Source organism: Niveispirillum sp., assembly GCF_052437035.1.
Taxonomy (GTDB): Bacteria; Pseudomonadota; Alphaproteobacteria; order Azospirillales; family Azospirillaceae; genus Niveispirillum.
On the sequence record NZ_JBQVOH010000006.1, the window covers coordinates 264,111 to 287,340 of the forward strand.

The window sequence follows — 23,230 nt, forward strand, 5'->3', positions numbered from 1 at the left end:
GAGGGGGTCAGACGCTATTTGGCGGCGGGTGGCACCTTGCACTCTTCTGAGTTTTGGTCAATGCCCGTTCGCTCACAAATTATTGGAATGGAATCACGCAGTATAGTCGCGATTCTATTCAGTTCTTTCTTGACATGAATTTGTGCGTTCTTGGAATTATTGTCCAGCGCCGAAATCGTCTCCCTAATTGAATCCGTTGACTGCTTAACATACCCTCTACTTTCATTTGAAATTCCACCCGCTGGTATATTAGAGGGTGCCAGAGTCGATGTTCCGGTAGCAACGGGCGGGCGTTGCTCCGGCGCCTCCAGCCTCTTGGTCTCCAATGCATCCAGTCTTTTAACCAGCGCTGCCACCTGTTCCTCTGCTGTAGCGATCTTCTCTTCGACCGGTGCCACAGACGCTGCTACAACCTTCCCCACATCCGCAGTCTGCCCGCCCCCGTTATGGGGGGCGAGGTAGACCGATGCGCTGACGGATATCGCAACCACCACCGCTGCTGCGGCAAGCCACCCCAGCAGCCTCGGCCATTGCGGCTCCTGTACGACGCCGGATGATTGTGCGCCGCCCTCTTGGTTATCGTGCATCAGTCGCCGCTCTAAGGAGCGAATTTGCAGGTTGGCCTGCTCGGCGGCCTCGCCCCGCATCTGCTCCATCAGGTAATCCCTGAGTTGCTGCAGCTTCTGATCCGACATTTCCTCATCCTCTTCAATGTCACTCGGGGCCGTCTGCTGGGGAGGGGCGATTGCCGCCATCTTTCTGGGCTGCGGGTCCCAGTCGAGTGAAATGATCTGCGCGTTCGGTATCCGCATGGCGGCGGCGATGACATGCGGCTCCGCACTGATGTAGATTTCGCCGAACTGGTTATATTGCGGTCTGGTCTGCGCATTATCCAGGAACTTAGCGATAATGCCGGGGCGGCTTTCTAGCGAAAGGCTGCTGATATCAATGATCCCCACCGCGTACGCGCCTGTGGCAAGGGAAAGTCCGGCGCCTTCCTGGTGCGGAATGGCTTCGGCCCTCACCTTGTCGCCCACCGCTTTGATAATCTGACCCACATCGGCTTTTGCGGTCGCCCGCTGAACCACGTCCGCCAGCTTGAAGCCGCGGGGCAGCACTTCGGGTACGTGATGGGTCATGCAATCGAAGACGGCCTTGACCACCGTATAGGCGACCTGGCCGCTGATTGTCGTTCCAGACAGCAGCAGGCCCGCGCCACGATAGGGGCCAACACGGTCCTGCATGCTATCGCGAATGGACTCGCATTTCGCTATCCAGGTAAAATCCTGGTCAAGCCCCTGGTAGCCAACCCGGCGGACGAAATACAGATCCTTGAAACTTACCCCCTCCAATCGGGATGAGCGTTGCACCATCTCCAAATCCGGACGGCAGAATATCTTCCGCTCGCCATTGCTTGCTTCCCGGTTCTCATAAATGTTCCGGGAAGTGTTTCCTGGTAAAAATCCGAACCATGTCAGGGTCAGCATACCGGTCGTCCTCCCTCAGGACCCTGTCATTTCGTACCCAGAATGAAATCGATGAAACGGTCCAGGGCCGATGGCTTGCCCTTGGTGGGTGGTGCTGCATCCGGATAGAGGGGGGACGGCCTGTCCGCCGCATTCCCCGTGGCGGGCTGGGTGGCGTTTCCGATGATCCAGTTCAGGAGGAGGCGGTTATAGCGATCAAAGACGCGCTTATGTACACCCGGCGGGTTTACGAAATTGCCGGAGATCATGCCCGCTGAATAGGGCAGCAGCGACTTGCTGCCGATGCCGTTTAAAGTGCTGAAGGCATTCCAGATGAACCGCCAATCCTGCACCTCCTTCAGAAGCAGGTCCGCTGCCGGGTCATTGAACCCATCCGTCCCTGGCGGATGCCGGGCGTCCCACTTGCTCATCATCAAAAGCAGGTGATCACGGGCCGGATCGTTGCGATGGCGACGATACTGATCGACGCAATTGGCCAGACAGCGATGGCTATATTCAAGACCGACCCGGCCATCCGGGCTTCTGCAGGGAGAAACGAAGATCACGGAAATGGGATTGGGAAACCGTTTCAGGATCGCGGTGACCTCCGGCTTCATCTCCCTGAAATCGACACCGGTGCTGGTATCCATCTCGAACCATTCGCCCTGCCCTTCCAGAAAGGCCAGCTTGCAGGTTCTGCCGGTATTTCCAGGCCCGCGTATCTCGATATCCAGCGGGATGAAGAATGGGTGTTCGATTGATGTCGCGGGCGGCATGTCTCCATGATTGAAGGCCGGGACCTTCACGTTCAGGAACTCCTTGGCGGCGAGATAGCGCGACTGGGCATCCTCGACCGTTGCCGGGAACGGGTCTTCCCCGATGCGTACGTTGATGCCGGCATCCGCTGATCCCATGGCATAGCCAAGGGCCGACAGCAGCATCGTGCTCTTGCCCGATAAGCGGGTCCCGAAGACCAGTACGGGATGCACATGATTTTCATCCATGAACCGAATGAAATCACCGCCAGCCTTATCGTCAAAGTTGAAGTTAGACTTCTTCCTGACCAACGGGCGGTCGGACGTGTCATCGAAATCAGGCATGGTCAACCACCATCGTTTGAAGATTAGGCTTGATTCGGGTTGCTGCTAAACGGTCCCCACAGCAGGACCACTTTGGTGCCATCAAGGTCGGCCGCCTGGTTGCGCCGCGTGTTCTCCACACGCCGCCGGTGGCTCAGTGTGGCGGCCTGATAGACCAGGGTCAGCATCAGGATATCCATTAGCAGAGGCAGGACGGAGTAGAGATAGGTGCTGGCGTAATTCAGCCGTGACAGCAGGATGCTGAACACCGACAGGGGGCGCGATACATTCTCCGATGCCTGGCTGCCGATATCCGGCGGCAGGGCCAGTATGGCGGGGGCGAAGGCGCCAACCTCCTGTCGGAGCCTTTTATACTCGGCGTTGCTCGCCGTCAGGTCCCGCACCGTGTCGATGTAAAGACCAATGCGGGCGATCAGGCTGGACAGGCCCGCCAGATCGGCCTGCCGCTTCGACAGCGCATTGTCATGATGGGCGACGGCCTTCTCCACCTGCTGGGCCAGCGCATTACGCTCCGCATAACGACCCTGGATTGCCATAGGGTGGTTATTCAGGCTGGACAATATCTTTTCCGTATAGGCCTGAATAAGGTCATTCAAGGTCTGCCGGGCAGTACAGCTTATGGTGATATTGTCGGACGACAGCGGCTTCAGGTCTGGCAGAAGTTCGCGGATTTCCTGGAAGCGCTGGCGGGCCTGCGAGCCCATACCGCAATTGCCGGGAGCCGTGATCTCATTACGCAAGGCCGTGAGCTTGCTCTCTACCTGCGCGCGAATACCCTCATATTCCGGTAGCCGCAGGGAATCCCTGGACGCTTCCCGCAATTGGGTCAGACGGTCGCGCGCCCGATCAAGGTCCTCGCGCAGAATGACGGGGCCTTCAAAGACCAGGGTCGCCGCCGTCAACACGCCAACGGCGCTCAAGGTCAGTATCAGGGCGACAAAAACCCAGGAAAGACGCTTGAACTTTGCCGACAGCTGCTTGCTGCCGGCATGGTCCGCCGCGAGCCGTAACCGACCATAGCTACGCAGAAATGCCCCCACAAGAAGGGCGGCGGCCAAGCCTGCGGTAATCGCCAGTGCTGGATGATAGTCCGGGAAGGATGTCAGCACAGAGGCTTGATAGCCAAAGAAAAGCGTATAGAGAAACAAACCCAACAGGAGAATGAAAAGCGCGTAAAACGCTTTCCACGGGATCACGTTCAACATCCACCACCTCCAGCTACATTAATAGCCTGAAAGTGGTAGTTCAACGACAACGAGGCGTAAAGAAAATTTGAATTTTTACGCGGTTAGTAATAATATTTCCAGTCCAGAAGCCAATAATAGGCGTTACGGCAATACAAGTGAAATCCAAAAGGAAAGATATTTACAAGTATATTCAACTTCATCAACCTCAAGCCGAATCGCCCCCCTTCGTCTCACCCCTCCCACACTACATGCACCAGCCTGTAGCCCTTCTGCTTGATCACGCGCAGCAGGGTGGCAATGGCGTCCGCCGTGGGTTTGTTGGCATCATGCATCAGGATGATGCCACCGCCCTTCTCGTCCAGCGCCTTGGACAGGCGCTCGGCCAGCATGGGCGTGGTATCCGCCGGCTGCCAGTCGGTGATGGCCAGATCGATGGAGAAGACCGCCACCCCGTCGCGGGCCAGCGCCGACATCAGCACCGGTGTCTCCTCCAGGAACGGAAACCGGTACGCCGCGGCGGTTACCCCGAACAGCCGCTGATAGGCGGCCTGGGTGCGCGCCAGATCATCCAGCTGCGCCACCTCGCCCAGCGTACCCAGATGCGGGTGGCTATAGCTATGGATGCCCGCCGAATGCCCCTCCGCCACGACGCGTTTGGCAAGGTCGCCATGGGCGTCCAGATTGCCACCCGTCATGAAGAACGTGGCCTTGGCGCATTCCGCCTTCAACGCGTCCAGAACCTGCGGCGTCAGCACCGGCACTGGCCCATCATCAAAGGTCAGTACCACCTCGCCCTTTTCCAGCCCCGGCAGTGCCGCATGCTGCACCGTACCGAACGCCCCGCCTGCCCCCCGCTTCAAGGTGATGGTCCGGCTGGTGCCCAGCGCGTCCGACCCACAGGCCGCCGCCACTGCCGTCCCGGCGCCCATCCCCGCCAGCACCAAGGCCAGCACCAGCCCCCTGATCACCCGCATCCCATCCTCCCTGGCTCATTAGAAATTGTTAGCGTTAACCTAAACCAATCCGAACAACCGATCCAGCCTGCCAGCACCCGCGATGCTCACTGCCCTTTCACTTTATTAGACAACGTTGTCAGATGCCCCCGAACATGCTATCCACACTATCGACGGCACAAGGGGGCAACGTACCCCTGCGGCGCGGAGGAAATGTTCTTTGACCGATATTCAGCAGAATGGCGCGGCCCGCCCCCTTCCGCGTGTGGCGACGATCTTTGATGTGGCCCGCGTGGCCGGCGTCTCGACCAAGACCGTATCGCGCGTGCTGAATAATGAGGCGCGGGTGGCCGACGACACGCTGGCCCGCGTGCGCGCCGCCGTGGCCGATCTGGATTACCGGCCCAATCCCAATGCCCGCTCGCTGGCGGGCCGCCGCTCCTATCTGATCGGCCTGTTCTATGACAACCCGTCGCGCAACTACATGGCCGACATCATGGGTGGTGCCATCAGGCGGTGTCAGGAGAAGGGCTACCACCTGCTGACCGAACCGTGCGAGGCGGACGATCCCAACCTGCCGCGCATGATGGTGTCGGTGGCCGCGCGCTTCCGCCTGGATGGCCTGATCCTCACCCCGCCCATCGTGGACCGCCCCGATGTGCTGGACGCCATCGCCCAGGCCAATGTCCCCCTTGTCCGCATCGCGCCCCGCACCGATCCCGCCCGCACACCGCATGTCCATATGGATGATGAGGCGGCGGCAAGGCTGGCGGCATATCATCTGGCCGATCTGGGCCATACGCGGCTGGGCATGATCCTGGGCCATCCCGACCATGGCGCGGCGGAACTGCGCCGGCGCGGCTTCATGAATGCCGCCGCCGAACGCGGCCTGACCCTGTCGCCTGACCATGTCCTGCCCGGCGATTTCAGCTTTGCACGCGGTTTCGCCGCTGCCGAGCAGTTGCTGGCCCTGCCCAACCGCCCCACCGCCATCTTCGCCGGCAATGACGACATGGCCGCCGCCACGGTCGCCGCCGCCAACAAGCACGGCCTGCAGGTCCCCCGCGACCTCTCCGTCATCGGCTTCGATGACAGCCCCATCGCCCAGGTCATCTGGCCCCCGCTCACCACCATCCGCCAGCCCACCATGGCCATGGCCGCCGCCGCCGTCGACCTCCTGATCGGCGACACCGACCCCGAACCCGTGCGCCAACTGGGCTTCGAACTGATGGTCCGGCAATCGACGGGGCCGGTGGGGGGGTAGGGCGGCACCTCTTAAACCCTCCCCATCGCCGTACCTCCAACCGTCATCCCGCCCCCCTTTGTCGTCCTGGCCCCCTTTCGTCATCCCGGCGAAAGCCGGGACCCAGGGGCCACGGGGATCAGACGTCAACGCCATTTGATCAAAGCCGCCAAATAGGTCGGGCACCTGCGCCCAGCCCCAGACCTCACGCCAGCGTCGCGTACAAATCCGTCCACAGCGGATTATGCGTCTCGATCAGGTCGATCTTCCATGCTCGCCGCCATTCCTTCAGCTGCTTCTCACGGCGAATGGCCCCACCAATCTCCCCATGCTGTTCGTAATAAACCAGCATCCTCACGCTATATTGCCGCGTGAAACCCGGGACCAACCCTTCCCGATGCTCCCAGACCCGCCGGGCAAGATCAGCCGTTACACCGATATAGAGGGTGCCATTTCGCCGGCTGGCCAGGATGTAAACATATCCCCCACGCTCATACCCCATGGAACGCCCTGGATAGAGATTGTTATTCTTGTATGGTTTTCTCCATTTGCATTGCAGTCAAGAAGACTCTGACCGCCGTCGCACTTCCCCCCACGCCGTCGCCCCCTCTCCCTCGTCATCCACCTCTTCGCTCGCCCTCCCTCGTCACCCGCTCCCTCGTCATCCCGGCGAAAGCCGGGACCCAGAGCCACAGGCCCAAACCTCAACGCCACCCCGGCCAACCCCGCCGAACCGTCGGGCGCTTGGCCCCTGGGTCCCGGCTTACGCCGGGATGACGAAAATGGGGATAAGCAAGGTACGACACCCCCTTCCTCCCCCCACCCCTTCCCGCTATGGTGGCAACACCCCACCATCCAAAGCACGGAAGGGCGAAGATGAGCGAGCCGGCGGCGCGTGAGAAACCCGACTTCATCGAAAAGATCGCCGATTATGCCGGCTGGATTCTGGCGGTATCGGTGGCGGTGATCATCGCCGCCTGGTCGCTCTATTTCTTCCAGTTCCGGGGCGGACTGTCCAACGACACCGCCACCTGGGGCCAGTTCGGCGACTTCGTCGGCGGCACCCTGAACTCGGTTTTTGCCTTCTTCAGCTTTATGATTCTGCTGAGTTCGTTAAGGCTGCAGCTGAAGGAATTGCGGCTGACGCGGCAGGAATTGGAGGCGACGAGGACGGAGCTTGCGGCGTCGAGCGAAGCTCAAAAGATGCAGGCGAAGCATTTTGAACGTGAGGCGAAAAAGAAGGATCACACAGAAGCTATACAATTCTTAATTGATAGATTCCCCAAGAATTTCGCCTTCTCAATCGTTCATGATTTAGATGGAAAAGACAGACAAATAAATGGAGCTTTTATTGGAAAAAATGACCCAAATCTCAAGAAAGACGGGTTCTACATAAATCTCCTGGAAAACTGCGAAAAAATCGAAATGCTCGACTACCATTGCTATCAACTGAAGGGTATATTTCCAGAATCACCAATTTTATACTTAACAATAAATCATTTTTTTGGATTAACACACACGCTTATCGACTACGACTGGCTAGATAAACAAAAGCTTCCATTCTTTTTTAAACCTATCAGAAACTAACTACCCCCCACCTCCACCAACTTCGCCGCAATCGCCGCCGGGGCCAGCACATGCATGGCCCCGCCGCGCTCAATGGCCACGCCCGGCATGCCATGCACCACCGAACTGGCCGCGTCCTGGGCGATGGTGACGGCGCCCAGCGTGCGCAGAACGCACAGATCGTCGGCCCCGTCGGCGCCCATGCCGGTCAGCAGCACGCCGATGGACCGCCCACCATATTGGGCCGTCACCGACCGGAACAGGTGCCCCACGGCGGGGCGCAGGCCGGCTTCAGGTGGGCTGTCGATCAGTTGGATGCGGCCATAGGCGTCCACGCCCATATGCCGGTCATCGGGCGCCACATAGACATGGCCGCCCATCACCTCTTCCCCATCGCGCGCAACCGTGACCGGTATCGCACATCCAGCGTCCAGCCACTCTGCGAAACCCATTACGAAGCCGCGCGCAATATGTTGCACCACCAGGATGGGCAGGGGAAATTCCGCCGGCAGGGCGCTAAGGATGGTCTGTAGGGCAACCGGCCCGCCGGTGCTGGCCCCGATGGCCACAACCCGCGCCTTCTCCCGCGGGCTGGTGCTGGCCACCGCTGTGACGGCAGCCACCCGTTCAGCGATAGCCGGCGCGCGTTTCCAGCGGCGCACCACCTTCACTTCCGACATCAGGCGGACGGCGGTGACAAGGGCCTCGGCCTCCCGCTCATGATCATCATGGCCCAGGCCTGCCGGGCGGCGGATGAAGGCCAGGGCGCCTGCCTCCACGGCCTTGAAGGTGGCCGCCACCTCGTCCTGCACGGCGCCGCTGACGATGACGATGGGAACCGGCACCGTCTCCATGATCTCCCGCGTGGCGGAAAACCCGTCCAGGCCAGGCATATGGATATCCATGGTCACCACGTCCGGCTTCAGCCGGCGCACCGCCTCCAAGGCGGCGGCGCCATCCGAAACGGCGGCCACAACCTTGATATCGGACTCGCTTTCCAGAATGGCGGTCAGGAATACCCGGATAGTGGGCGAATCCTCGGCGACGAGAACCTTGATCACACAGAATATCCTCAGATCAGGCGACCGATGATCTCCAGCAAGTCGCTCTGGTCGAAACTCTTTTTAACGATATAGGCACTGGCGCCGACATCAACCCCGCGCTCCCTATCCTCTCGCGTTTCCAGCGAGGTGATCAGGATGGCCGGTATCTCCGACAGGCGGGGATCCTGGCGGATATTGGCGATCAGTTCGAACCCGCTCATGCGCGGCATTTCTACATCCGACACGACAAGATCGAACATCTCGCCGGCCAAGACGTTCCACGCCTCCATCCCGTCCACACAGGTCCGCACCCGGAACCCGGCGGCTTCCAGCACATGCTTGAAAAGGGTGCGGGCCGTGATGCTGTCCTCGGCGATCAGGATGGATTTGCGCGCTGGCGCCGTGTTGGACGTGACCGGTCGCATCGCCCTCGCCTGGAAATCGGGGCGCAGTGCCGCGCGCAGCAGGTCATGCACATTCAGCACGAAACCCAGCCGCCCCGATGGCAGGGCCACGGCCCCCGCCACGCCCGGCACCCGCGTCAGGGGCCAGGCCAGCGGCTTCATCAGTATCTCCGCTTCGCCCAGGACGGTTTCGACCTCCACGGCCAGCCGCTGCCCAGCGGCGGCCAGCACGACATAGGCGCGGAAATCCCCCGACGGTCCCGTGCCGGGCAGGTGCAGCAGGTCCGACAGCCGGACCAGCGCCAGGGGCCGCCCGTCGATGCGCAGCATCTCCCGGCCTTCCACCATCTGCACATCTTGGCTGGCGACGCGGCCCACGCGTTCGATGCGGTTGGTGGGCATGGCATAGACATTGCCGCCGACCGCCGTCATCACCACCCGGAATGCCGCCATGGTGACGGGCAGCAGCAGGCGGAACACCGTGCCCCGCCCCGGCTGGCTTTCCACTGTCACAGTGCCGCCCAGCCGCTCCACCTTTTCCTGCACGATGGCCAGACCCAGGCCGCGCCCGGAAATATCCGTGATCCCCTCACTGGTCGACAGGCCCGATTGAAAGGCCAGCGCCATGATCTGATCGGGCGCCAGACCCGCCGCCTGCTCGGCCTCCAGAAGGCCCGTCTGCACCGCCTCCTGGCTCAGGCGCCCCAGATCCATGCCACGGCCATCATCGCTGATCGCGATCTCCGCCCGCCCGCCATCGCGTTGGCTGACGGTCAGCGATATGGTGGCCCGCGCCGGCTTGCCCGCCGCGACCCGCTCCTCGGGCCGCTCGATCCCATGATCGATGGCATTGCGCGCCAGATGCAGCAGCGCCTCGCGCAGTTCCTCCTGCACGCGGCGATCCAGCTCCAACTCCTGGCCGCCCAGCTCCAGCTGCACATCCTTGCCCTGCCGTCGTGACAGGTCACGCAAATCCTGGGCAACAGGTTCCAGAAGCGTACCGGCGGGCAGCATCAGGACCTGCTTCGTGCCCGACAACAAACTGTCGACCCCCTTGGACAGGCCCCGCACATCATGATCGGCTTCCAGCGCCAGCCGGCTCAGCTTTGTGGCGACCCAGGCCAGGGTTTGGGCGTCATGCTCTGCCTGCTGCGCGCTGTCCAGGCGCTGGCGCGTGCGCATCCGGTCGGTCAGACCGGTGCCCAGCGCCTTGATCTCGGCCACCCGCTCCCCGCCCGACAGCTTGGCGTTGATCAGTTCCTCTGCCTGATGCAGCAGGAAATCCAGCCGCTCAATGGGCACACGCAGGGTCTGGCGCGGCCCCGCCACAAACGGTTCCTCGGTCGGCACCCGCTTGGCCGGGGCCGTCGGCGGCGGGGGTTTGGGGACCTCCACCACAGGGGCGGCCAAGGGGGCAAGCGGTGGGGCGGGGGCGGCAGGGGCCTCGGCTGCCGCCCCCGCCCCTTCCAGGCGCGCGATCAGGTTGTCCAACCCCTCCACCGGCGGCGGGCTGTTGCCATTCATCTCGTTCGGGACCATGCGGCGCAGGGCCGCGAACCCGTCGGCCAGCACGGCCACCACGCCCGGCCCCAGCCGCAATTCCCCACGCTTCAGCAGGGCCAGCAGCGATTCCATGGCATGGCACAGCGCCACCAGATGCGACAGGTTGACGGTGCGCGCCGCCCCTTTCAGCGTATGGACCTCACGAAAGGTCTTTTCGATCAGCTCCCGCGCCCGCTGCTCGCTGACGCCGGCCTCCAACTCGCGCAACGACACGGCCAGCGAACCGACATGTTCCTCCGCCTCGACCATGAACATGGCGAGCAGGCGTTGGAAAAGCTGTTCGTTGCGGCTGTTCATCAGGCTGGCTCCGAACCGGTCACGCCTTGTACTGGCCGACCAGGGATTTCAGCTTGTGCCCCAGGGCGTTCAGGTTATGGGCCGCCGTTTCCGCCTGCTTGGTGGCGATGGTGTTCTGGCTGCTGGCCTGCCGGATGCTGTCCATGGCCAGGGCCACCTGATCGATGCCCACCTGCTGCTGCTGGTTCGACGCGACGATCTGGGTGCTGGCCTGGGTGGCCAGCGCGATATTCTGGGCCAGCCGCTCGATGGACTGGCCCGCCTCCTGCGCCTGTTTCACGCCGGCATCCACGGCCTTGCTGCCCTGTTCGGCGGCCAGAACGGCGGTGGCCGTGGCCTTCTGGATATCACCCAGGATGGCGCGCACCTGGGCCGTCGCCTGCTTGGACTGTTCGGCCAGGCTTTTCACTTCCGCCGCCACGACGACAAAGCCCTTGCCCTGTTCGCCGGCCCGCGCCGCCTCGATGGCGGCATTGACGGCCAGCAGGTTGGATTGTTCGGCCAGATCATTGACCGAGGCCACGATGGTGCCGATCGCCTGGCTCTGCTCGGACAGTTTGATCACGGCCTCGGCGATGGCGCCGATCTGTTCGCGCACCAGGGTGATGCCAGCCACCGATTGTTCGACCGACCGTTTGCCCGTCGCGGAGATTTGGGCCGTGGCCTGGGCCGTTTCGGCCACATGCCGCGCCTTCTCCGTCGACAATTGCGAGGTCTTGCGCACCTCTTCCATGGTGGAGCTGGTTTCGGCCAGGGCCGTGGCCGTTTCGGCGGCGGATGCTGATACCTGGGCCGTGGTCGACACGATCTGGCTGCCCGCCGTGCCCAGCACGTTCACCCCCTCGACCAGTTCCTGGATCAACTGGCGCAGGCCGCGGGTCATGTCGCGGAAGGTATTGTTCAGGATACCAACCTCGTCACCACGGCTGGATGGCGGGATATCGTTGGTCAGGTCGCCCTTGCCGATCCGTTCCGCCGTGGCCGTGATCTCGCGCAATGGCGCGACGATATTGGCCGACAGGAATGCGCCCGACAGCAGCACGATAACAGCGGCCAGCAACGCGCCGCCGATCACGGCCAGATTGGCCAGCCGCGTGCTCTCATCCTTGGCCGCATTGCGTTGTTCCAGAAGCTGGTTTTCCAGGTCCTGCATCACCTTGATGGCAGCGCGGAATTCCAACATGGCCTGCCGGCCGGTATCGCTGACGATCAGCTTCTGCGCCGCTTCGAACCCGTCGCGGCGGCGGGCGTCAATGCGCAGCAGCGCCTCGTTCAAGCGGTTGCGCGCGGCGGCCTCCACACGATCCAGGTTGCGCAGCTGTTCGGGATTGTCGACCATCATGCGGCGAAGCTGGGGGACAAGTTCCTCCAGTTGCCGGCGGCCATTTTCGAAGGGCTGCAGGAACGTGTCCTGGCCGGTGATGACAAAGCCGCGTTGGCCGGTTTCGATGTCCTGTACCGCAGACAGGATCTCGCCCAGTTCGGTCTTCACCTCCTGCGTATGGACGCTCCACCGCGCCGCCTCAGTCAGACGGGCCGTGGTATCCAGCGACACCCAGCCCACGCCCAGCACGACCAGCAGCAGCAGCCCCAGGCAGCCCCAGATCTTCTTGCCCACCGTGATCTTCATCTAAACGCTCCCCCGCGTGCCAACCGAACCGTCCGCCATCATGCCCGTCAGGGCACCATCCTCGAAAAACTGTCCGGCATCCAGTACCAGCGTATCCTGTTCGGATACACCAAGATAGAAGCGGCGATTGCCATGCACCGTCGCCGGCACCGGGTCCAGCCGTCCGCGCGACACCGCACGCAGGCCCCTGATGGCATCGGTGATCAGGCCGACGCTGCGGCCCCGGTGCTGCAACACCACCAGATGCCCATCGCCATCGCTTTTGCCGGTGCCGATCAGGGCCTGAAAATCCAGAACGGTCAGCATCTCCCCCCGCAGATGCACCACGCCCAGCGCCCAGGCGGGCGCATGCGGCACCGGTGTGGGGGCCAGGTCGGCGGTCACCTCGCGCACATGCCGGCTGTCCACCGCCATGGGCTGGCCCGCGATCTCAAATTCCAGGATGCGGATCTCGTCCGATGCGGCAGGGGTTGCGGTGGCGGCACGGGCCAGCCGCTCAGCGCGTTCGCGCAGACGGCGGTCCACCTCGGCCGCGTCGGGTTCAAACCCGCGTTCCAACCCTTCCATGGCCGCCTGGATGCGCTGATGCATGGCGGCCCAGTCAATGGCACTTGTCGCGGCCTGATCGCTCATGCCCCTACCTCCGCACTGGCCACCCGCACGATCTCTGTCAGACGGCCAACCGTCAAGCCATCACCGTCGGGAAGTGTTTCCTCCTGCGCCCGTACGGAAAGCAGGTTCAGGGCATTGCGGTAGCATCGCCGCGCCTCCGACTTCTTGCCATCGGCCACGGCCAGCCCGGCCAGCGCCACATGCGCCAGGATATGATCGGGGTCCAAAAACAAGGCACGCTTCAGCGACTCCGCCGCCCCGCGCGGGTCCCCCACCTCCTGCCGGATCATGGCCAGCAGGTAATGCCGCTCCGGCGTCAGCCGGTCCACGGCCAGCGCGCGGCGGCAGCATTCCTCGGCCAGATCCAGCCGTCCCTCATTCGCGTAAAGCCGCGCCAGCAGGGTCAGCGCCTTGCCATCCCCCGCCAGACCGGGATCACCCAGCAGCAGCGCGATGGCCGCCGCATTCTCGCCCCGCTGATACAGCGCCAGCGCCTCATCCAGCGGCCCCGGTGCCTCTTCCACGAGCACCGCCGGCGGCGGTTCCGGCAAGGGCGGCACCGTTAGCAGCGCCAGCGGCGCTTCCAGGGGCATGTCGGGCAGCGGCGGCAGGGTGAAGGGCACCAGCGGCGGCGACTGCGTCTTGCGATAGATGGTGGCGTCCAGCAGCCCGATATTGGCCAGTGGCTGGAACAGGTCCGACGATCCCTCCACCGACGCCGCTACCAGCCAGCCGCCATCGACCAGCGAATGCTGCAGGTTCGACACCACCCGCCGCGCCGTGCCCGTGCTGAAATACATCAGCACATTGCGGCAGAAGATGATGTCCATGGCATTGGTATTGTTCTGCACCGACGGGTACAGATCCTCGGCCAGATTGTGATAGGCGAAGCTGACCATGCGCCGGATGCGGGGGATGATCTCCCACCGCGTGCCGCGCGGGGTGAAATAGGCACGGCGGATTTCCGGGTCGATGCCCCGGAACGACCAGTCGCCATAAACCCCCTCGATAGCCTTGCGCAGGGATCGCGGGTTGATATCGGTAGCCAGGATGGTGATGTTCCATCCCGCGATATCGGGGATCAGCCGGTCCAGAAGGATGGCCATCGTATAGGCCTCCTCCCCCGTCGAACAGGCCGCACTCCAGATGCGCAGATACTTGCCGTGCATGGCCCGGCGCTGTTCGATCAGGCCCGGCAGGATGCGTTTGGCCAGGGCGTCGAAACTGGCCGGCTCGCGGAAGAAATAGGTCTCGCCAATGGTCAGATAGCTGGCCAGCGTCTCGATGCCGGCCCGGTCCACCGCGCCTGACAGGAAATGCCGCATGCAGGCATCACCATCGGCAAAGCCCAGCTCGGTTGCCATCTGTGCGACAGCCCGTTCCAGGTCGCCCCAGCGTTCGGGCGCGTAATGCAGGCCCATGCGTGCCGCCAGAAAGGCACTGAACTCCTCCAGCAGGACAGAACCGGACCCGGCCTGGATCAAGATGCGCGCTCCCGCGCCATTGCCGCATCCAGGGCGCCCTGTTCCTCCATGGACAGGAACCGGTCCAGGTCATGGATAAAGACCGGCCCGCCGGGCAGCGCCGTCACCGCCTCGAAATACCCGCCCGCCGGCACCACATTGTCGGCGGGGATCAGGCTGTCTGCCGGCTGCCGCAGGGTGCCGTCGACATGGTCGATCCAGAGTGCCACCGATTGCCGCGCCAGCCGCACGACCACCAGGCCATCCTCCAGGCGTGGGGGCCGCATCGTCATGCCCAGGCGGGCGCGCACGTCCAGCACGGGCAGGAACCGGCCGCCGACATTGATGATGCCCGCCACCACCGCCGGCGCGCCTGGCAGGGGCCGGAAGGCCGCCATGGCCGTCACCCGCTCCACCTGTCCCAGGCGCACGGCAAAGGGCCGTCCATCCAGCGTGAACAGCAGCAGATCGACCATGGCATCCGCGTCCACCGCTTCTGCGGCCCGCACGGCACCCATTGCACCCTCCCCGGCGGCGTTGGTTCAATCCTCCCTTATAGGCTGAAAACCGGGGCCATGTGCCAGCCCCTTTCGCTGTCCATGCGCATAGTTTCCCCTATCTCATTGCCTTTCGCATTGACCGGCGCGACAAGGAAAACATCAACGCTCAGGCCAAGAAAGAAATCCATGCGCCACCGCCTCGCCTCCCTGTTGCTGGCTTGCCTGTCCGCCCTGCCCGCCACCGCCGAACAGCTGACCATTGACCGGGTGGTGGCCAGCCCCGCCTTGTCGGGGGCCGCCCCGCGCGGCGTGGAATTTTCCCCCGACGGCACCCGCGTCACCTATCTGGAGCGGGCAGCCAGCGACGCCAGCCGCCGTGACCTCTGGGCCTATGATCTGACGCAGCGCAAGCCCGTGCTGCTGCTGGACAGTGCCGAGTTCGCCGCCGTGCCGGAAAGCGAGGAGGAGCGCGCAAGGCGCGAGCGGCAGCGCATCCCCGAAACGGGCGTGACCGAGTATGTCTGGGACAGCCAGGGCAATGCGGTCTTGGTGCCCAAATCGGGCGATATCTGGCTAAAGCCGCTGGACGGTCCCGTCCGCCGCCTGACCCGCACCGAAGGCGCCGAAACCGATCCGAAATTCAGCCCCGATGGCACCCACATCGCCTATGTCCGCGACGGCAATCTTTATGTGCAGACCCTGGCCACGGGCGTGGAACGGGCCATCACGACCGATGGCGGCAAGAACGCCATCCTGAACGGCATGGCGGAGTTTGTGGCGCAGGAGGAGATGGACCGCGACACCGGCTATTGGTGGTCGCCCGACGGCAAATCCATCGCCTATGCCCGTGTGGATGAAAGCAGGGTGCCGCTGGTCAACCGCTATGACTATGGTGCCGACGGGGTGAAGGTGATCCCGCAGCGCTACCCGTTCGCGGGCGGCCCCAACGTCGCCATTCAGCTGCTGGTGGCCCCCATTGACGGCTCCACCTCGCCTGTCGCCATCGATCTCGGCCCCGACGCCGATATCTATCTGGCGCGCGTGAACTGGAAGCCCGATGGCGGGCTGGCGGTGCAACGCATGTCGCGCGATCAAAAGCGTCTGGACCTGCTGTTCGCCGACGTAAAGACGGGCCGCACCCGTGTCGCCCTGACCGATACCAAATCCACCTGGGTCGATCTGCACAAGGACCTGTATTTCCTGGCCGATGGCCGCTTCATCTGGTCGTCCGAACAGTCTGGCTGGCGCCATCTCTACCTGCATGACCGTTTCGGCAAGCGTCTGCACGCCATCACGCGCGGCAAATGGCCGGTCACGGCGCTGGCCGGGGTCGATGCCAAGGCCGGGACCGTGATGTTCACGGGCCAGAAGGACAGCCCGCTGGAACGCCATGTCTATACCGCCCGCCTGGATGGCCGCGACGCCGGCAGCCCGCGGCGCGTCAGCCAGGGGGAGGGCTGGCACGGGGCCGTCCTGGCCGATGCCGGCGGCACCTGGCTGGACAGTTTCTCCAGCCCCACACAGCCGCCACAGCTCTCCTTGCGCGACCGCGACGGCAAGGTGCTGACCTGGCTGCAGGAAAACAAGGTGGAGGGGTCCCACCCTTACGCCCCCTATCTCGCCAACCATATCCAGCCGGTCTATGGCACGCTGAAGGCCCCCGACGGGGAGACCCTGCACTGGTCGATGCTGAAGCCACCGGGCGTGGATGCGGCCAATCCCGCCCCTGCCATCATCTACACCTATGGCGGCCCCACCTCCCGCGTTGTCACCAAGGCCTGGGGCAGCCGCACAGCCCTGTTCCTGCAGGCTCTGGCCCAGTCCGGCTATGTCGTCTTCATGCTGGATAACCGGGGCACGCCGGGCCAGGGCAAAGCCTTCCTGGACCAGATCTACAACGCCTTTGGCACTATTGAGAGCGATGATCAGGCGCTGGGGGCCAAGTATCTGAAGACCCTGCCCTTCGTGAAGGGGGAGCGCATCGGCATCTATGGCCATTCTTATGGCGGCTACAACACGCTGATGAGCCTGCTGCGCCATGGCGATCTCTATGCCGCCGGTGTGGCCGCCGCGCCCGTCAGCGACTGGAAGCTTTACGACACCTTCTACACCGAACGCTTCATCGGCATGCCCGACGCCAAGGGCGGGGTCTATGACAAGGGCGACGCTACGAAGCTGGCTGACAAGCTGTCAAAGCCGCTGCTGCTGATCCATGGCATGGCCGACGACAATGTCTTCCTCGACAATTCCGTCCGCATGGCCGCCGCTCTGCAGCAGGCACGCAAACCCTTCGACATGATGTTCTATCCCGGCGAACGCCACGGCTTCTATGACACCAACCTCGCCGCCCACTACTACCTGTCCGCCAAGGCCTTCTTTGACCGGGAACTGAAGGCCCGTAGCGCGGATTAGGCGCAGCCGTCATCCACGGAGCGACCATTGACGTGGTTCCCGTGGATAACGCCCTCTCCCTCGTTATCCCGGCGGAAGCCGGGACCCAGGGGCCACAAGCACTGAGCTTTGCACCGCTTTGATCGAAGCTGCCGACAGGTGGAGAGCTTGCCCTCCTGGGTCCCGACTTTCGTCGGGATGACGAAATGGGGCGCCTCGACCTCATTCAGAACACAGCTCCCCCTTTTTCCCTTCCCCTTGCCTCAAATTACCCTCAACCCCCTGTTCTGTTGATTCCATCCTTTCAGGATTCATTGTTCAGGGGTCGATTTTCCCAATTATCCCAACCTCTTAATCCATCTTCCTGTGCCACGGCATACGGCTCTGTGTGCCATACCTTCTGAGTCCCTGTGCCAGATCACCCGGCTTCCTGTGCCATTCTGTCCGGATTGCTGCGCCATATCTCACGGCCCCACCCTCAATCCTGTGCCAGATTGCACGGCCACCCTCTCAAGCCTTTTTGAGAGTCCAGGGTTTCTGCGGTTTTCCGCCGGTTCTCTGTGACATATCTCACGGTTTTTCTGGGCTGTAACGCTCGTTCCTAGGACCGCACCCCCTGCCTGTGCCGGATTTCACGGGGGGCGGAATCCTTTCTGTGCCAGATCTCACGCTTCCGATTCTCCCGCGATTCTCCCGATTCCGCCATCTTGTGCCAAAGCTCACGCCCACCCTGCTCCGCATGCCCCGTTACTGTGCCGGAACGCACGGGCGAGAATCGGGGATTTTGGTCCTCTCTGTGCCATCTCGCACGGGTTCAATGATTCGCGCTTGATCCTGTGCCCCGGCAATGTTGCTCTGTCACAGTGACAGGGGTCACGGGTTCTTTGGCACTGAAACGGGTGCCCGGTGGGGGGACGTATGGCGGCGCAGGCGAATGCGGTGAAGGCGGAAATGGCCCGCCCGCGCGTGACGGGTAATGTGCTGGACCTATCCACCGACCCCACCCTGCCCAAGCCGCGCACCCAGATTGAGGTGATGGAGACGGGCAACGGCCTGACCCTGGCAGATCGCAAGCTTTTCAATGTCTTGCTGGCCTATAGCTGGGACAAACTGTCCGATCCCGAGGCCCCCCTGCCCCCGTTCCGCGCGTCGACTGCCGACCTGCGCCGTGCCATCGGTGATGATACCGAAAGCAACAATGTCCGTCTGCGCCAATCCTTCGACCGGCTGATGCAGACCCTGGTCCGCTTCCCGTACTGGAGCGAGGCTGACCAGCAATTGAAGGAGGGTGGCTCCCCCTTGTTGGCCTTCCGCGCCCTGCCGCGCGGGTCGGGTTTCGCCGAATGGGAATTTCCGCCGAAGCTGCGCCCCCTGCTGGCCAAGCCCGGGGCTTGGGCGCGCATCCATCTGGCCATCTGCGCGCAGTTCTCCTCCAAATATTCCCTGGCACTGTATGAGCTGTTGAGCCTACGGGCAAACCTGCGAGAGCCGCGCTGGGAAGTGGCGCTGGATGATCTGCGCGAAAGCCTGGGCTGTGCCGACAAGATGCCAAATTACGCGCATTTTCAGCGCCGCGTTCTGGACCCGGCGGTCAGCGAGATCAACGAACTGTCGGGTCTGGTCATCGATTATCAGGAACTGCGCTCCCACGGTCGCGGCCGCAAGGTCGAAAAGCTGATGTTCGATGTAAAGAAGAAATCGAACAGCGAACTGGTTGCCACCGCCCGCATCACTGAATTCGCTAAGGCCCCCGTGGGCCGCGCCACGCCCGCCAATGGCACGCGTGATCAGGATACGCCCGACCTGGAGGATGGCCGCACTGACCGTGAACGCGGCCCCGCCGGCACCTTGGGCCTGATCCAGCGCGTGTCGCTGGCCGTGATTGAGGAACTGGTGGCGCAATATCCCGACGTCGATATGCAGACCGCCATTTTCAGTTGGGCCGAATGGGCCATGCGACAGAAGGAACCCTGCCGCAACCCGTCCGCCGCCTTCCGCGCCTGGCTGGAGAAACTGCACCCTGCCGTTTCCGCTCCCGTCCGCCTGACGCCGGAAGGCTCTGAACCCCCTGCCCTCTCCCCCGCCGCCCAACGCGCCCTGCAATGGTTGACCGGCGAACCCTACGGCGTCCGCGCCAAATGGTTCCGCAAGGCCCAGACCCTGGGCGCTCCCGACATGCGTGCCGCCACCGCCCCGGAAAACATTGGCCGCTGGGTGGGGCTGGTGGCGGATGAGGTGGTGAAGGGCCTGCGGGTGTAAGGTCGGCCCCGACGCGCCCCTCTCTCTCTATATATATATATATATGTCATCCCGGCAGAAGCCGGGATGACGATGAAGAGGCAGATAAGGGGTGGATTGCGCCCCTCTACACACCCTCACCCTGCCAGCAGCGTCTCCAACTGCTGCGCATAGCCCGCCAGCCGCGCCTTCAGCGCCTCCAGCTTGGCCCGCTCATCGGCGCGCAGCTTGGCGAAACCCTTGTCCGCCACCGCCTCGATCCCTGCCGACAGGCTCTCTTCCAACTTGGGCAAGCCGGCGATGAACTTCTTTGCTGTAACATTTCTCACGGGTGCCTTGGCCGTGGCGGGATCACCGGCCCGTTGCAGCTTGGCGCGGTATTCCCGCGCCTCCCGTGCCGTCAACTCGCCCTTCTTGACCTTGAGCCATAGGCTCAATTGGTCAACCTCCTCCATGCGCGCCAGTTCCAGCAGAACCGCCTTGGGCACGTCATTGTGTGATGTCACACAGTCGGTGCGGATGGTCGCATTCAGGCGCAGCAGGGTCAGGGTGGTATTCACCTCTGTCCGCGACCGGCCCAGCAGGTCGCCCACCGCCTCCTGATTATATTCATGCGTCTCAATCAGGCGGCGGATGCCCTCTGCCTCTTCAACGGGCGACAGATCCACGCGCTGCAAATTCTCGATCAGGGCGATCTGATCGGTATTGGCATCGGTGGGCAGGATGTGGGCCATGATCTTGGTCAGGCCCGCCATCCCCGCCGCCCGCCAGCGCCGCTCGCCCGCCACCAGCATAAAGCGCTTCGGCTCCGTTGGGTGGGCCTGCACCAGGATCGGGGATAATTGTCCCACCTCGCGCAGGGAGAAGCTTAGTGCCTGCAGCTCCTCCTCATCAAAATGCCGGCGTGGCTGGTTGGGATTTGGCTCAATGTCGTTCAGGCGCAGCAGCACCGTATCGCGCAGACCATCCGCCGTACCGAAAATCAGGTCGGCACCGGGCCGGTCCAGACTGTCCCCGATGGATTTCGCCACTGCTGCCGGCTGCGGGCTTGCGGGCTTGCGCCAGTTCTTAACCATTGACGATCTCCTGCGCCAGGGTGCGGTAAACCCCGATCGGGTGGCTCTTGGGCAGCATTTTCAGCGGGACGGCCCCGGCATAGGTGGCCTGATCGATCTCGGTCGATCGCGGCACCGGCTGGAAGATGCGGGCCTTGTCGCCCAGGCTTTCCTGCAGGTCCGACAGCACCTGCTGCTCCACCGCGAAATTGCGGTTGAACATGGTGGGCAGCACGCCCAGCACCTTCAGGCTGGGATTCTGTCGCCGCTGGATCTTCGACACTGTGTCAAAAATCAAGGGGATGCCGCGCACATCATATCGGCTGGCCTTGGTCGGGATCAGCAGGAAGTCGGCGGCAATCAGGGCCGTGACGGTGATCAGGGCCAGTTCGGGCGGGCAGTCGATGACGATGTAATCATAATCGCGCAGCACCTCCGACAGCTTCTCGCGCAGCACATAGCGCCCGTCATCGGGGTCGAGCAGGATCTTGATCTGCGCCTCTGCCAGGGCAATAGTACAGGGCAGCATGTCATAGCCGTCGCATTTCACGATGGCCTGATGGATGCCCGTCTGCCCGAACAGCACATCCTCCAGCCCGCCCTTGCGGTCCTGGACCTCCAGCGGGTCCAGGCCCGATCCCTCGGTGGCCGTGGCCTGCTGGTCGGCATCGACGATCAGCACCTTCTTGCCCAGTTCGCCCAGCGCATAGCCCAGGTTCAGGGTCGTGGTGGTCTTGCCCACGCCGCCTTTCTGGTTGGCGACGGCAATGATGCAGGCCGTGCGCTGGCTGGCGGCGGCCAGGAACTCCGCCACCCGCACCGGCAGGCGTTCGGCGCCGGATTCCCAGCGGCTGATGGTGGCATTGTCATACTTTCGGCCCAGCTTGGCATTCACCCAGGCGGCAAAGGCGGCCTGGCTTTCACCACGGCTTTCACGAAATTGGCGCAGTTCATCGGGGGTCATGGCACCGGTCCGGGGAGGGGGCATTTGAGGCTTTGAGAATTGTCTCAAATCTCGCCCCACGTCAATCACCGAACGCAGCCGCGACAGGAATTCCGTCATGATGCCGGCCTGCGGGAGGGGCAATGTGTGACGTCACACAGACCCCTTACTGTGCCAAACTGCACGGGTACATCATGCCAATCCCTGCCCTTGTGTGACGTCACACAGGTTCGGCTGTGCCACCCCCCTTGCCCGGCCCGATCCTGTCGTTTGCCCCCGAAACTTCAACCGTTTCGGCTGCCCCCGCCTGCCATGCTGAAACCATCGAACAGCACCCGCCGGGGAGAGCATCATGGACATGCGGACCAGCATCAATGCCGACGCCATTGCCGTTGAAAAGCGTTGGTGTGCGCAGAATTATAAGCCGCTGCCGGTGGTGATCGCCCGGGCCGAGGGCGTGTGGATGTGGGATGCCGACGGCAAGCGCTATCTGGACATGATGGCGGCCTATTCCGCCGTCAATACCGGCCACAGCCATCCCCGCATCCTGTCGGCCCTGACCGAACAGGCGGGCAAGGTCGCCGTCATCTCCCGCGCCTTCCACTCCGACAAGCTGGGGCCGTTTCTGGAGCGGCTGTGCCGTCTGACCGGCCTGGATGGCGCCTGCCCCATGAATACCGGGGCCGAGGCGGTGGAGACGGCGATCAAGGCCGCCCGCCGCTGGGCGTACCGTGTGAAGGGCGTGGCCGCCGATCAGGCGGAAATTCTGGTGGCCGATGGCAATTTCCATGGCCGCACCACCACCATCGTCGGCTTCTCCTCCGAACCCGCCTATCGCGACGGTTTCGGCCCCTTCGCCCCCGGCTTCCGCATCGTGCCCTTCGGCGATGCCGATGCCATGGAGGCGGCGATCACCCCCAACACCGCCGCCATTCTGCTGGAGCCGATCCAGGGGGAGGCGGGGATCATCGTGCCGCCCGATGGTTATCTGCGTCGCCTGCGCGAGATCTGCGACCGTCACAATGTCCTGCTGATCCTGGACGAGATTCAGTCCGGCCTGGGCCGCACTGGCCATTGGTTCGCGCATCAGCATGAAGGCATCCGCCCCGACGGCCTGTGCCTGGGCAAGGCATTGGGTGGCGGCGTCATGCCCGTCTCGGCCTTTGTCGCCCGCCGCGATGTCATCGACATGTTTGGCCCCGGCAGCCACGGCTCCACCTTCGGCGGCAGCCCGCTGGCCGCATGCGTAGGGCTGGCGGCGCTGGACACCATCGCCGATGAGGGTCTGGTGGAACGTTCCGCCGAACTGGGTGCCCACATGATCGCCCGCCTGCGCGGCATCGAGAGTAAGGCGATCACCGCCGTGCGCGGTCGCGGCCTGTGGGTGGGGGTGGAGATCGACCCCGCCATCGCCACCGCCCGTCATGTCTGCGAATTGCTGATGGAACAGGGGGTGCTGTCGAAGGAGACGCACGACACCACCATCCGCTTCGCCCCGCCGCTGGTCATCACCCGTCCCGAACTGGACTGGGCCATCGACCGCTTCGCCGCCGTTCTGTCGCGCCTGACGGCCTGA

The 23,230-nt window shown here is 63.3% G+C and carries 18 protein-coding genes; 5 read left to right on the forward strand and 13 right to left on the reverse strand.

The genetic code is table 11. From position 1 onward, the window contains the following. Positions 1 to 14: 14 nt before the first annotated feature. The 4 genes from ACT6Q8_RS16610 to ACT6Q8_RS16625 form a co-directional block, all read right to left on the reverse strand. The gene (locus ACT6Q8_RS16610; protein ID WP_444733054.1) at positions 15 to 1,487 is read right to left on the reverse strand and encodes a hypothetical protein; all 1,473 of its coding nucleotides are present in this window, start codon (positions 1,485 to 1,487) and stop codon (positions 15 to 17) included. Positions 1,488 to 1,513: 26 nt separating this feature from the next. Next, positions 1,514 to 2,566 (reverse strand): hypothetical protein, encoded by a 1,053-nt coding sequence (locus ACT6Q8_RS16615; protein WP_054169786.1) that lies wholly within the window; start codon positions 2,564 to 2,566, stop codon positions 1,514 to 1,516. 23 nt (positions 2,567 to 2,589) lie between these two features. After that, complete coding sequence (locus ACT6Q8_RS16620; RefSeq protein WP_054169787.1) at positions 2,590 to 3,771, reverse strand: hypothetical protein; 1,182 nt, start codon at positions 3,769 to 3,771, stop codon at positions 2,590 to 2,592. A gap of 212 nt (positions 3,772 to 3,983) precedes the next feature. Next, the gene (locus ACT6Q8_RS16625; RefSeq protein WP_444733055.1) at positions 3,984 to 4,727 is read right to left on the reverse strand and encodes a polysaccharide deacetylase family protein; all 744 of its coding nucleotides are present in this window, start codon (positions 4,725 to 4,727) and stop codon (positions 3,984 to 3,986) included. Between the two features lie 199 nt (positions 4,728 to 4,926). On the opposite strand from ACT6Q8_RS16625, the gene ACT6Q8_RS16630 reads away from it, so the two are divergent. Then, on the forward strand, positions 4,927 to 5,970 hold the full coding sequence (locus ACT6Q8_RS16630; RefSeq protein ID WP_444733056.1) for a LacI family DNA-binding transcriptional regulator: 1,044 nt from the start codon (positions 4,927 to 4,929) through the stop codon (positions 5,968 to 5,970). A 184-nt stretch (positions 5,971 to 6,154) separates the two neighbouring features. Here ACT6Q8_RS16630 and ACT6Q8_RS16635 read toward each other — a convergent pair whose 3' ends face one another. Next, positions 6,155 to 6,451 carry a GIY-YIG nuclease family protein gene (locus tag ACT6Q8_RS16635; RefSeq protein ID WP_444733057.1) on the reverse strand — a complete coding sequence of 99 codons (297 nt, stop codon included), beginning with the start codon at positions 6,449 to 6,451 and terminating at the stop codon, positions 6,155 to 6,157. Between the two features lie 374 nt (positions 6,452 to 6,825). On the opposite strand from ACT6Q8_RS16635, the gene ACT6Q8_RS16640 reads away from it, so the two are divergent. After that, positions 6,826 to 7,536, forward strand: a complete 711-nt coding sequence (locus ACT6Q8_RS16640; RefSeq protein WP_444733058.1) for a hypothetical protein — start codon at positions 6,826 to 6,828, stop codon at positions 7,534 to 7,536. On the opposite strand, the gene cheB is transcribed toward ACT6Q8_RS16640, so the two are convergent. From cheB to ACT6Q8_RS16670, 6 genes are read right to left on the reverse strand one after another with little or no spacing between them, the layout of a single operon-like run. Then, complete coding sequence (gene cheB / locus ACT6Q8_RS16645; protein ID WP_444733059.1) at positions 7,533 to 8,576, reverse strand: chemotaxis-specific protein-glutamate methyltransferase CheB; 1,044 nt, start codon at positions 8,574 to 8,576, stop codon at positions 7,533 to 7,535. The genes ACT6Q8_RS16640 and cheB overlap by 4 nt on opposite strands. 11 nt (positions 8,577 to 8,587) lie before the next feature. Beyond that, positions 8,588 to 10,822, reverse strand: coding sequence for a hybrid sensor histidine kinase/response regulator (locus ACT6Q8_RS16650; RefSeq protein WP_444733060.1), 2,235 nt, complete (start codon positions 10,820 to 10,822; stop codon positions 8,588 to 8,590). 19 nt (positions 10,823 to 10,841) lie between these two features. Beyond that, on the reverse strand, positions 10,842 to 12,452 hold the full coding sequence (locus tag ACT6Q8_RS16655; protein WP_054169792.1) for a methyl-accepting chemotaxis protein: 1,611 nt from the start codon (positions 12,450 to 12,452) through the stop codon (positions 10,842 to 10,844). Next, the gene (locus ACT6Q8_RS16660; RefSeq protein ID WP_054169793.1) at positions 12,453 to 13,085 is read right to left on the reverse strand and encodes a chemotaxis protein CheW; all 633 of its coding nucleotides are present in this window, start codon (positions 13,083 to 13,085) and stop codon (positions 12,453 to 12,455) included. Beyond that, positions 13,082 to 14,548, reverse strand: coding sequence for a CheR family methyltransferase (locus ACT6Q8_RS16665; RefSeq protein WP_444733061.1), 1,467 nt, complete (start codon positions 14,546 to 14,548; stop codon positions 13,082 to 13,084). The genes ACT6Q8_RS16660 and ACT6Q8_RS16665 overlap by 4 nt, the downstream gene beginning before the upstream one ends. Continuing rightward, positions 14,545 to 15,045, reverse strand: coding sequence for a chemotaxis protein CheW (locus ACT6Q8_RS16670; RefSeq protein ID WP_444733062.1), 501 nt, complete (start codon positions 15,043 to 15,045; stop codon positions 14,545 to 14,547). Before ACT6Q8_RS16670 ends, ACT6Q8_RS16665 begins: the two co-directional genes overlap by 4 nt. A 168-nt stretch (positions 15,046 to 15,213) precedes the next feature. Between ACT6Q8_RS16670 and ACT6Q8_RS16675 the strand changes: the two genes are divergently transcribed. Both ACT6Q8_RS16675 and ACT6Q8_RS16680 read left to right on the forward strand, forming a co-directional pair. Then, positions 15,214 to 17,439: a DPP IV N-terminal domain-containing protein gene (locus tag ACT6Q8_RS16675; protein WP_444733063.1), complete on the forward strand. Its 2,226-nt coding sequence runs from the start codon at positions 15,214 to 15,216 to the stop codon at positions 17,437 to 17,439. Between the two features lie 897 nt (positions 17,440 to 18,336). Next, complete coding sequence (locus tag ACT6Q8_RS16680) at positions 18,337 to 19,677, forward strand: replication initiation protein (RefSeq protein WP_444733064.1); 1,341 nt, start codon at positions 18,337 to 18,339, stop codon at positions 19,675 to 19,677. Between the two features lie 116 nt (positions 19,678 to 19,793). Here ACT6Q8_RS16680 and ACT6Q8_RS16685 read toward each other — a convergent pair whose 3' ends face one another. Then, entirely contained in the window at positions 19,794 to 20,732 is a 939-nt protein-coding gene (locus ACT6Q8_RS16685; protein WP_444733065.1) for a ParB/RepB/Spo0J family partition protein, read from the reverse strand. Continuing rightward, positions 20,725 to 21,675, reverse strand: coding sequence for an AAA family ATPase (locus ACT6Q8_RS16690; RefSeq protein ID WP_444733066.1), 951 nt, complete (start codon positions 21,673 to 21,675; stop codon positions 20,725 to 20,727). The genes ACT6Q8_RS16685 and ACT6Q8_RS16690 overlap by 8 nt, the downstream gene beginning before the upstream one ends. 331 nt (positions 21,676 to 22,006) lie before the next feature. On the opposite strand from ACT6Q8_RS16690, the gene rocD reads away from it, so the two are divergent. Then, entirely contained in the window at positions 22,007 to 23,230 is a 1,224-nt protein-coding gene (gene rocD, locus ACT6Q8_RS16695) for an ornithine--oxo-acid transaminase (RefSeq protein WP_444733067.1), read from the forward strand.